Raw genomic sequence first — 11,691 nt, forward strand, 5'->3', positions numbered from 1 at the left:
ACTTATTACGAGTCACATACCAATCGTTGTAGAAATTGGCTCCAGAGTATAGGTACACAGTGCCCCACTCTGACAAGAGCCCTGCACCAATTCGTCGCTGAAAATGATTACCTGATGATGATGGGGTAGCACCTAAGCCATCAAAATTTGCATTAGTTAAATCCCTTACCGTCACAACTTTATAACCTCCTATTTTTTTACACAACGCACTTAATTCATCCAGTTTATTAACCCCATCACCGTTATTAACAAACCACTTATTTAACACAAAACCATACTTAACAACTTCGTTACCTCGACTGTCACGACCAATTAACTCGAAGGTCTGGGGTAGAGTCGGCTTAGCTATACGATTAGGATTCTTAGAATGCCATTGAGATGGCGGGATTACTGGACCGGTTAATGTAACGCGTAGAGTGGTATTGTTTAAATAGTACATATTCGCGGTTATACCCTCTCGTGAAACAGGCGCCCATGACAGCGGACCCACACCACCAATATCCAAATCAAAGTAAAAACCATGAGCACCCGTTGTAGGAAAATTTAAGTTATAAGATGATGGGGATGTTGACTGAATCCGAAAACCTTTATTACTGTCCCACAACCAATCTGGACCATTGTACTCTCTTCTCTCATGAACCACATTTGGCTTAACAAAACAAATCGCTGGCGGTAAATTAGGTTTAACATAATATGTTACACTTCCAGCACCATAGAAACGGCTATTAGGAACACCATAACGTGAACTCAATGTACTGAATGTATTACTTAATACAATTCGGTAGGGTGCATTACAAATATCCAGTACAGTATAACGTGAAACAGGTTGGTCGTTTTTATCAAAAATAGATAAATTTAAACTGCCTGTCGCAGAAATATCACCATCACCATCATCATCGCCCCAATAATTATACGGCCAACCGATAACGGTACTGAGCGCAACTGAATTGGTATTAGTTGGCACAAACATACTGATATCTGCAAAACTTTGCCCTACTATCGGTAGCACTATTGGAAAATTTGATGAGCTATTCGTTGACGGGGTATATCTCATTCCATTTGATAAAGTAATCCCTAGCAAACCGTCGGTATTAATTGCACGTGTGCGACCGCCATCAAATGTTAAATACGGAACATTACCATTAACAACATTTGATGTTTTAGATGTTAATGCATGGCCAGGAAAAGGATGAAAAGTAACCACCATTAACACTAAGAAGATTTGCCGGGATAATTTGGAACCACGAAAGAAGCATTGAAAAGCACTTCGCAATGAACAACGAAGCGCTCTTAAATTTTCGTGGATGAATAAACTGAAATGGAAAAATAAGCGTTGAATGCTTAAATTAAATGAATTTAAATGATAAATTGGCCTGTTTTGTCCATGTTTGAAATTATAATGCATAACTGCCATCCTTGCTGATTAATATTTTGATTTATATATCGTTTTACTCTTAACTGTTAAGTTTTATTCGTTTATCTAAAACAACTTAAAATGAATTGGTACTGTAAAAATACGGCTCATTAAAAATAAATCAGCCTCTATTTATGCACTCCACAACATCACTTTTTTGACATATTTTTCACTCTTTGAGTTAACTATCCTTTTAACGAGTTAATACTATTTTTACTATCTCTAACACCCGCTCACTAAATCAAAAGCGAAGGTTTAAGAACTAATCTGAAATGCAAAGACCTTTAATTTCATTTCCATCACGAGCAGGAAGAAGGGTTAAACTTCCTTGAGCCGCGTACACGGAAACATTGGCACTATCATAAACGTCACTAGTCCAATAAAAATTATTGCTGAAATTAGCTCCAGTGTAGTAGCTCATCATCCCCCACTCGCTAAAGAATCCTGCAGCAACTCGTCGCTGATAATAATCTCCTGATGATGGAGGTGAAGCACTAGCCACTATCACATCTGAACGAACAGCATTAGTTAAATCTCTGACAAGGGGAATTCGATAACCGAGACTATTACACCAAGAGACTGTATTAGAATAAGAGTAATTATCAGTGCCACGGTTGACAAACCACTTCCTTAATGTAAATTCATATTTGGCAACTTCGTTACCTCGACTGTCACGAGCTACTAACTTAAATTCTTGCGGCAAAACAGGTTTAGCAATACGCCCAGGGTTATCAGAATTCCATTGAGATGATGTTGCAACTGGACCTGTTAATCTAACAACAGCTTCATCAATTGATAAACCGCTTATAGTAGCCGTAATACCACTATGCGAAACAGGTGCCCAAGACAATACTTCACTACTACCTTCAATATTTAGTTTAAAGGACAAATTATTAGCGCCAGTTGTAGGAAAATTTATAGCATTGACTCTAGCTGTTCGAGTAAAAAAACCTTTTTTAGGATCCCATAAAGAAGCAGGACCAGCATATTTATTTGTACCATTTCTCAAGTTAGGAGTAACTAAACAAATCTCTGGCGTTCTCTTAGGAGTTATATAATATGTCACATTACTAGCATTAAAATTACGACTGCGAGGAACACCATAATTTGTAGCCAATGTACCATCTGTATTGCTTAGTTCAACCTTATAAGGTGCGTTACATATCGTTAATATAGTTTTACGAGATATAGGATTATTGTTTTTATCAAAAATAGATAAACTTATATTACCGGCTGCTTTAATATCATCATCACCATCATCATCACCCCAATAATTATAAGGGGGTTTGATCAGCGTACTTAAAGTGATTGAATAAGTATTAGTTGGTACAAACATACTAATATCGGCAAAACTTTGACCCACAACTGGTAGCTCAATTGGCGTTGTTGATGAATTATTAATTGAAGGTGTGTATTTAACTCCATTAGACAAAGATATCCCGAGCAAACCATCAGCGTTTACAATACGTGTACGCCCAGCATCTAAGGTTAAAAATGGAGAGTTACCATAGATAACATTCGATGTTGTAGATGTTAACGCATGGCCAGGAAAAGGATGAAAAGTAACCACCATTAACACTAAAAAGATTTGCCGGGATAATTTGGAACCACGAAAGAAGCATTGAAAAGCACTTCGCAATGAGCGGCAAAGCGTTCTTAAATTTTCGCGGGTAAATAAACTGATATGGAAAAATAAGCGTTGAATGCTTAAATTAAATAAATTTAAATAATAAATTGACCTGTGTTGTCCATGCTTGAAATTATAATGCATAGCTGGCATCCTTGCTGATTAATATTCTAATTTATATATTTTTCTATGCTTACTCATTAACGTAACTAAGGTGAAACACAAATACCTGTGCCTCCAGCATTCGAATTAACAACCATGCCATCGACAGCGCTCACGACAAAAAATACAGATTGTTTACTACTATCATAGAGGTCACTAGTCCCGTACCAATGATTGATGAAATTAGCGCTGGCGTAAGTGGTCGTATCGCCCCATTCCGTAAACAGCCCGGCACCAATTCGACGCTGATAATGATTATTCAGTGACGGAGGCGTCGCACCAACTACCCCTTGACACAAATTGGGAGAAGAATCCGCACCCTGACAAGATGCATTAGTTAAATCTTTAACCTTAGGCATCCGATAACCAAGGCTATTACACCAAGATAATGTATTTGAATAATCGTAATAGCTGGTACCTCGATTGACGAACCACTGTTTTAACTCAAATCCATACTTAACGACTTCATTACCTTGACTGTCTCGTCCAATTAACTCGAAAATCTGAGGTAAAGTAGGTATAGCAATACTACCAGGGGAATTAGATGCCCATTGGGATGAACTGGCAACAGGACCGGTTAAGGTAACGCGCACGCTTGTACGTTTGGAATTGGTCATCGTCGCGGTAATACCACCATGCGAAACCGGTGCCCAGGACAATGCCTCATTAATACCACGAATATTTAAATCAAAGTACAGATTATTAGCACCGGTTGTAGGGAAATTTAAACCATAAGATGACGACTCAAAAGACTGAGGGAGGAAACCTTTATTAGGGTTCCATATCGAAGCTGGGCCGGCATATTCATCAAAACCATCATCCAATTCAGGTTTTGCAAAGCAGACCACCGGTACCGCCTTAGGGCTTACATAATAAGTGACTTTACTTTCACTAAAAGTACGACTTTGAGGAACGCCATAGCGTGTGGTTAATGTGCCTTTTGTACTGCTTAATTTAACCTGATAAGGCGCATTACAAATCGTTAATACCGTGTCACGTGATACAGCTTGTTTGTTTCTATCCACGATAGATAAATGTAGACTACCCGTAGCTGTAATATCATCATCACCATCATCATCACCCCAATAATTATAAGGGGATTCAATGAGCTTACTCAATGTGATTGAATCAGTATTAGGTGGCACTAACATATTAATATCAGCAAAACTCTGACCTACATCAGGTAACTCTATTGGCGTTTTGGATGAAGTATTCGTTGATGGTGTATATTGCGTTCCATCTGATAAGGATATCCCTAGTAAATCGTCAGTGTTAACTACGCGTGTACGACCTCCATCGAAGGTTAAATACGGCGCACTGCCATGAATAATATTAGTTGTTTTAGAGGTTAATGCATGACTTGAAAAAGGGATCAAAAAAAACACCCCTAAAAAGATCGGCTGCGATAAATTAGATCGATAAAAGGATCGTTGAAATGATCCTAAAAAGGATCGCGCGAAAATTTTGGAAATTTCGCTGACTCTGGCGAAAAAATGAACTTTTGTAAAAAAAGAAGATTGAGTGCTTAACTTTAGCGAATTTAAATTAGAGGTTGGCCAAGTTGCCTGTTGCCTGTTGCCTGTTGAAAATTATAGAACATCTGCGACAATCCTGTCAAGTATATTTATGATTTATTTACTATTTTTCTATTTATTGTTTTAGCTATCCCGCTAAAATTATGTAAAAAGTATAGTGACTGAAAAAAACAGGTGCAATACTTTTTTTACTTTAGATCGTTAACTTTCGTAAAGATGATCATGAAAAAACATGATTAAAAAATAACTAACCATTGTTTTAATTAAAAATATAGCATTTACAAAACTTTAACAATTATAATTATTGATCCTGAAAAATTTTATCTTAGTATTTAAAATTAATGATCTTGATCATTAAATAATTTTTAAGTGAAATTTAGAAGATCCCATCTTCTCTTCAATTTTTTTACGATAAAACACTTAAAAATAACCCCATACCAGTGAAAGGATGGGCTACTTGTACAAGGCTTAATGACTTAACGCGGTCTTTCTTCTCCCTACTTATGGTCCTAAGGATTAAAGACAAAAAATAAAAACTAAGGATAGGCGCAAAGTCCATATTGGAAGCCATGGCTCCAAACCACATGACCGTTGTAGGCTTCCACAATAAACGGGGTCCTAACATTTAAGTCACTAGTCCAGTACCAACCACTTCGAAAGTCTGCTGAGTAATAATGATCAACAGAGCCCCATTCGGTTAAAAAACCTGCACTAATCCGTCGCTGGTAATGATTACCTGATGATGATGGGGTAGCACTAGGTATTACCACATCTGCATCAACAGCATTAGTTAAATCTCTAACCCGAGAAAGACGATAACCTATACTACTACACCAATACGATGTATTAGAATGACCATCTTGTTTATTACCACGGTTGACGAACCATTGCTTTAATCTAAACCCATATTTAACGATAGCATTACCATTACTATCTCGACCTATTAACTCAAAGGTCTGAGGTAAAGAGGGTTTAGAAATACGACCAGGATTGCTAGAATTGCGTTGGGATTGAGTTGCAACAGGACCTGTTAGTGTAACTCGAACCCTATTACTTGTAGAATAGCTCATAGTAGCGGTTATGCCACCACGAGAAACAGGCGCCCAAGACAATGTCTGATTACTACCACCAATATCTAAATCAAAGTATAAACCATGTGCGCCAGTAGTAGGAAAGTTTTGATAATAAGATGATGATCTAGTGGATTGAGTGAGAAAACCATTACGAGAGTCCCATATCTCAGCTGGACCTGCATATTGCCTTGTACTGTAATCCATATCTGGCCTAGCAAAACAAACCACAGCCGATGCTTTAGGATTTATATAATATGTTGCATTACTAGCGTTAAAATTACGACTACGAGGAACACCATAGCGTGTGGTTAATGTACCATTAGTACTAGTTAATTTAACCTGATAAGGTGCCTTACAAATTGTTAGCACAGTATTACGAGATACCGGTTCATTGTTTTTATCCACGATAGATAAACTTAACGTACCTGTGGCAGTAACGTTAGTATCACCATCATCATCCCCCCAATAATTATAAGGTGAACCAATAAGCGTACTTAATGCCACGGAGTTGGTATTGGTTGGCACTAACATGCCAATATCAGCAAAACTCTGACCGGTAACTGGCAACTGGATTGGTGTAGTTGATGAATTATTAGTTGATGGTGTATATTTAGTTCCGTTAGATAGCGTTATCCCTAGCAAACTGTCAGTATTAATGGCTCGAGTACGACCACCGTCGAAAGTTAAATAAGGCGCACTACCCTGAATATGATTTTTTGTAGTTTGTGAAGTTAATGCATGACTGGAAAAAGGAAAAAAAAACGCCACGGAAAAAACAATCTGCCAGGATAATTTGGAAAAACGGAAAGATCGAAAAAAGTATCCGAAAAAGGATCTGAAAAACGATCGCGGAAGCGAACGCTCGAAAATTCGCAGAATTTCACTTGATTGCGTGGAAAAATAAGCGTCAGTGAAAAATTTAAGTCGGGAGTTGAACTTAGACGAATCTAAAAGATAGGTTGGCCAGGTTGCCTGTTGCCTGTTGCCTGTTGAAAATTATAATGCATATGTGACAATCCTGTCAAGTAATTTTTTGATTAATTTAAAATTTTATACTTTTCTGCTAAATTTTAGCCTAGTAGCTAAAACCGTGTAAAAAGTATAGTGATTGGAAAAACACGATGCAACACTTTTTTTCACTCAATTACGTTAACTTTTGTAAATAGGATCTAAAAAGGATCTAAATTATAATTGATTATCTATTGTTTTAATTAAGTATACCATCATTACAAATCTTTAAAATTAGAGCAATTGATCCTCGAAAATTTTATTTTAAGGCTTTGGATTAGAAATTTAGTGATTTTGATTATTTAATAATTTTTAAGTGACATTTAAAACCTCCAAAACCCCGCTCCTCAACTTTTTTTGATGAAAAAACAGGGTTTCTAAAAAGCGCCACAGTTTAAAGCCGAATTATTTATTTGAGACAATATTTCAAAGCGAGATTTTGAACCCCAAAAACCCCGTTCCTCAACTTTTTTGATAGTTTTTTAGGATTAATAAAAAAGGTCGCAATTGCGACCTTTTGCTTTTAAGGTTAATTTTATCTAGCTTGTTTAACGGCTAATCCCAATTGCCATACAGCCATTGCATAATGTGTGCTATGGTTGTAGCGGGTGATGGCGTAGAAGTTCGGTAGTCCATACCAAAATTGGTAACTATCCCCCATGTCTAAACGTAATAAGCTGACTTCTTTATGACCGTCGATTGAGCTTTTTGGTTTTAATCCTGCTTTAGCTAAATATTCAATTGTATATTTGGTACTAAAGCCTGTATCGAGTTCGATCGCTTGACCATCAGCAACCACAGCAACTTTTTTGTTTCGTTGCCAGCCGTGTGCTTTGAAATAGTTTGCTACACTACCGATTGCATCAACCGGATCCCATAAGTCGGTATGACCGTCATGGTTGAAGTCGATAGCATGATTTCTAAAGGCTGATGGCATAAATTGTCCGTAGCCCATTGCTCCAGCAAATGATCCATTTAAATCAAACGGATCAACACCTTCATCACGACACATAATTAAGAAGTCTTCAAGTTCCTTAGCAAAGTATTGTGATCGTCTTGGGTAATAAAATGCTAGAGTTGATAGTGCGTCGATAATTTTGGTTTTGCCCATTACTCTTCCCCACCCGGTTTCAACGCCTATAATTCCGACGATAATTTCAGGTGGTACACCGTACTCTTTGTAAGCACGTTGTAGATCTTTGTCATATTTATTCCAAAATTCGACACCTTTAGGTAAGTTACCTGGGGTGATGAATTTATTTTTATAACGAATCCATGCGCCATTAGGTACGTTTGACGTCCCTGATTTTGGCGCTTGTTTGTCCATTAAACCAATAACCCAATCAAGTTTGTTGGTTTGTTCTAAAACATTGCGAAGTTGTTGGCGATTAAAGCCATGCTTATTTACCATCATTGTGATAAATTTTTCTTTATCGACCGATAAAGGGGCACTATTGGCTTTTGGTTCTTCGTGTTGTTTTTCTAGATAAACGCCACCCTTTACATTCGAATGTCCTCGATGCTGCTGCATTGGCGATTTCGATGATCCCCCACTCGAACAAGCTGTGAGCCATAAAACCATCATGACACAAATAACGATACGTTGCATAAATCATCCATATTCATTTAGTTAAAAAACGGCGACATATTAAATTATTTATTGTTATTTAACAATATTTTGACACTCTTTTCCTGCTGCTATTTGCGCTATATTATTTAAGGTTGTGTCAGAGATATTTAATAGTGCTTCTTGGGTTAAAAACGCTTGATGACCAGTAAAAATCACGTTATGACAGGCTGATAATCGACGGAATACGTCATCTAATATGACATCATTAGATTTATCTTCGAAAAATAGGTCTCGTTCGTTTTCATAAACATCCATACCTAGTGCACCGATTTTGGTCTGTTTTAACGCTTCGATTGCAGCGGTTGCATCCAATAAACCACCTCGGCTTGTGTTGATAATCATCACACCATTTTTCATTTTGTTGAATGACTCTTTATTTAGTAGATGATAATTTTCAGGAGACATTGGGCAATGTAAGGTGATAACATCTGATTTGGCATAGAGTTCGTCTAATTGAACATATTGTGCACCTAATTCAACAGCGATATCATTTGGATAAGGATCATAAGCAAGGATATTCATGCCGAATCCTTTTAAGATGCGGATCACTGCTTGGCCAATTTTACCCGTTCCAATCACACCTGCTGTACGATTATGCATGTTAAAGCCGGTTAGGCCGTCTAACGAGAAGTTAGCGTCGCGAGTACGTTGGTAAGCTTTGTGGGTTCTGCGGTTTAGTGTCATCATCAATGCAACCGCATGTTCAGCCACCGCTTCTGGAGAATAAGCTGGCACACGAACAACGGTGATCCCTAATTTTTTTGCTTCATCAAGATCAACATTATCAAAACCCGCACAGCGTAATGCTAAAATTTTAATACCATAATGAGCTAATTTTTGTAGAACTAATTTATCAACTTCGTCGTTAACAAATACACAAACAGCATCATAACCTTGCGCGGTGACAACCGTTTTATGGCTTAATTTATGCTCATAATATTCGATATCAAAACCAAAGTGTTTGTTGGCGATTTCGAGATGTTCTTTGTCGTAATGCTTACTGCTAAAAACAGCGACTTTGACTGTTTCTTTCATACTGCAATCCCCCTTATAGGCGTTTAATTAATGCATCTTTTAAGTTTTAGTGATGATTGAAACGCATTGTTTACTTGATATTTTTTTGGCGAATGTTGATTAAATGCTTACTTTTGAAAGTTGAGTTAAAAATTAACCTGTATAGTAAAACGCTTTATGTTAGCTTTAGCAATTATTTTTTTTATTAATATGCTATGATAGCACTTTGCTATATAACTGACCGATAATGTTAACTAATGAATAAAAAACAAGTTTCTCTTCTTAGGACTATCTTTTCCAATAAAATGCTTATTTGTATTTTTACTGGTTTGGCTTCCGGTCTTCCTTTTTATTTGTTAATTCAACTTTTACCTGCTTGGTTAACCAGTGAAGGGCTGAATATAAAAGCTATTGGTGCATTTTCATTAACTCAACTGCCCTATATTTTTAAATTTGTTTGGGCGCCATTTATGGACAATATTTCACTGTTTGGGATGGGGCGTCGACGGGGATGGATGTTTCTGTCGCAAATAATATTGCTCTTTTTTATTGCTATATTGGGGTGTTTTTCACCGACTCTGAATATTTGGATTATTGCTACACTCTGTTTCATTATTGCGCTGTTTTCAGCCACACAAGATATCGCTTTAGATGCATTTCGCCAAGAAATTCTTTCTGATGCTGAACTTGGATTAGGAAACAGTATTCATATTAACGTTTATCGTCTTGCCAGTTTGGTGCCCGGTTCATTATCGCTAATCTTATCTCATTTTTTACCTTGGAGTAGCGTTTTTATGGTCACGGCGCTATTTATGTTGCCCGTGATAATTATTACCTTGTTGATAAAAGAGCCAATTAATAAACAAATACCAAAATCCCATAATTTTGAAGATATTATTATCAATCCTTTTTTAGAATTTATTAAAAGAAAAGGCGTTAAATCTGCGATGATCATTTTGGCCTTTATATTTTTATATAAGCTAGGCGATAGCATGGCGACATCGTTAGCGACTACTTTTTATATGAAAATGGGATTCAGCCTACCAGACATTGGTTTGATCGCTAAAAATGCGCAATTATGGCCAGGGATATTAGGCGGGATTATGGGCGGCATTTTGATGATAAAAATAGGGATTAATCGCGCTTTATGGTACTTTGGCTTTGTTCAAGTCTTTTCTATTTTAGGTTTTGCCTGGTTATCAATTGAAGGCCCTTTTAATGATATTGGTGTCAGTGAAAAAATAATGTTAGCCATAGTGATCAGTGTTGAATCCTTGGGGGTTGGTCTTGGTTCGGCAGCTTTTGTTGCTTTTATAGCCAAAACCACGAATCCATTATATACTGCAACACAGTTTGCGTTATTTAGCAGTATCGCTTCTATTCCTCGAACATTGATTAATTCAACAACAGGAATTATGGTTGAATATTTAGGATGGACCAACTTTTTTGGTTTATGTACGCTATTAGCAATACCCGGCATGGTGTTACTGTTGAAAGTGGCACCATGGAATAAGAAATCTTAGGAGACATTATGGACAAACTATCGTTAGCTTTGGAGTTTAGACATGCTTGTAAACGGTTTGATGAATCAAAAAAGATTAGTCATAGCGATGTTGAAATTATTTTAGACGCAGGTCGTTTATCGCCTTCTTCGTTTGGTTTTGAGCCTTGGCATTTTGTCGTTGTCGATAATGCAGATATTAAAGCTGAATTGCGTGCTGCTTGTTATAATCAAGAACAAGTTACTAGCTGTTCACATTTTGTGATTTTACTTTACCGTAAAGCGAATAATTTTACTTTGCGAAGTCCTTATTTACGTCAGTCGATTGCAAGATCATTGCCCGATCAGAACGATCAAACGGCAATTGATAAAGCCAGCCAAGATTTTCTTAACTATATTGCCTATGGTTTACGAGAAGGTTTAAATGCTGATAGCTGGTCAGAAATGCAAGATTATATTGCTGCTGCAAATATGATGACCACAGCGGCTTATCATGGTATAGATTCTTGTGCCCTTGGCGGATTCCAATATGATAAGGTAATTAATATTTTAGAAAAACATATTCCAACATTTAGTCGTGATGTATTTGGTGTTGGGCTGTGTTTAGCGTTTGGTTATCGTATTGATGAGCAACCACCTCATATTCGTTGGTCACTTGAAGATATCACCACTTTCCTATCTTAATTATTATTAGTTTAATGTCGTCAACTGGCGGCATTAAATCTTT

The 11,691-nt window shown here is 37.0% G+C and carries 8 protein-coding genes; 2 read left to right on the forward strand and 6 right to left on the reverse strand.

Annotated elements, in window-relative coordinates; genetic code table 11:
• The 6 genes from A9G08_RS02200 to A9G08_RS02225 all read right to left on the reverse strand — a co-directional run.
• On the reverse strand, nt 1–1,405 hold a 1,405-nt coding region (locus A9G08_RS02200; RefSeq protein WP_218058378.1), incomplete at its 3' end, for a hypothetical protein.
• A gap of 271 nt (nt 1,406–1,676) precedes the next feature.
• Nucleotides 1,677–3,185 carry a hypothetical protein gene (locus A9G08_RS02205; protein WP_065562119.1) on the reverse strand — a complete coding sequence of 503 codons (1,509 nt, stop codon included), beginning with the start codon at nt 3,183–3,185 and terminating at the stop codon, nt 1,677–1,679.
• A gap of 65 nt (nt 3,186–3,250) precedes the next feature.
• Nucleotides 3,251–4,579, reverse strand: a complete 1,329-nt coding sequence (locus A9G08_RS02210) for a hypothetical protein (protein ID WP_065562120.1) — start codon at nt 4,577–4,579, stop codon at nt 3,251–3,253.
• Between the two features lie 695 nt (nt 4,580–5,274).
• Nucleotides 5,275–6,579 carry a hypothetical protein gene (locus A9G08_RS02215; protein ID WP_065562121.1) on the reverse strand — a complete coding sequence of 435 codons (1,305 nt, stop codon included), beginning with the start codon at nt 6,577–6,579 and terminating at the stop codon, nt 5,275–5,277.
• A gap of 775 nt (nt 6,580–7,354) precedes the next feature.
• Nucleotides 7,355–8,428 carry a lytic murein transglycosylase B gene (gene mltB / locus A9G08_RS02220; RefSeq protein ID WP_065562122.1) on the reverse strand — a complete coding sequence of 358 codons (1,074 nt, stop codon included), beginning with the start codon at nt 8,426–8,428 and terminating at the stop codon, nt 7,355–7,357.
• A 54-nt stretch (nt 8,429–8,482) separates the two neighbouring features.
• On the reverse strand, nt 8,483–9,484 hold the full coding sequence (locus tag A9G08_RS02225) for a 2-hydroxyacid dehydrogenase (RefSeq protein ID WP_065562123.1): 1,002 nt from the start codon (nt 9,482–9,484) through the stop codon (nt 8,483–8,485).
• Nucleotides 9,485–9,720: 236 nt separating this feature from the next.
• On the opposite strand from A9G08_RS02225, the gene A9G08_RS02230 reads away from it, so the two are divergent.
• Nucleotides 9,721–10,986, forward strand: coding sequence for an AmpG family muropeptide MFS transporter (locus tag A9G08_RS02230; RefSeq protein ID WP_065562124.1), 1,266 nt, complete (start codon nt 9,721–9,723; stop codon nt 10,984–10,986).
• 8 nt (nt 10,987–10,994) lie between these two features.
• Nucleotides 10,995–11,648, forward strand: coding sequence for an NAD(P)H-dependent oxidoreductase (locus A9G08_RS02235; protein WP_065562125.1), 654 nt, complete (start codon nt 10,995–10,997; stop codon nt 11,646–11,648).
• The last annotated feature ends 43 nt before the right edge of the window (nt 11,649–11,691 follow it).

The sequence above is a fragment of the Gilliamella sp. wkB195 genome (assembly GCF_001690445.1).
Taxonomy (GTDB): Bacteria; Pseudomonadota; Gammaproteobacteria; order Enterobacterales; family Orbaceae; genus Gilliamella; species Gilliamella apicola_E.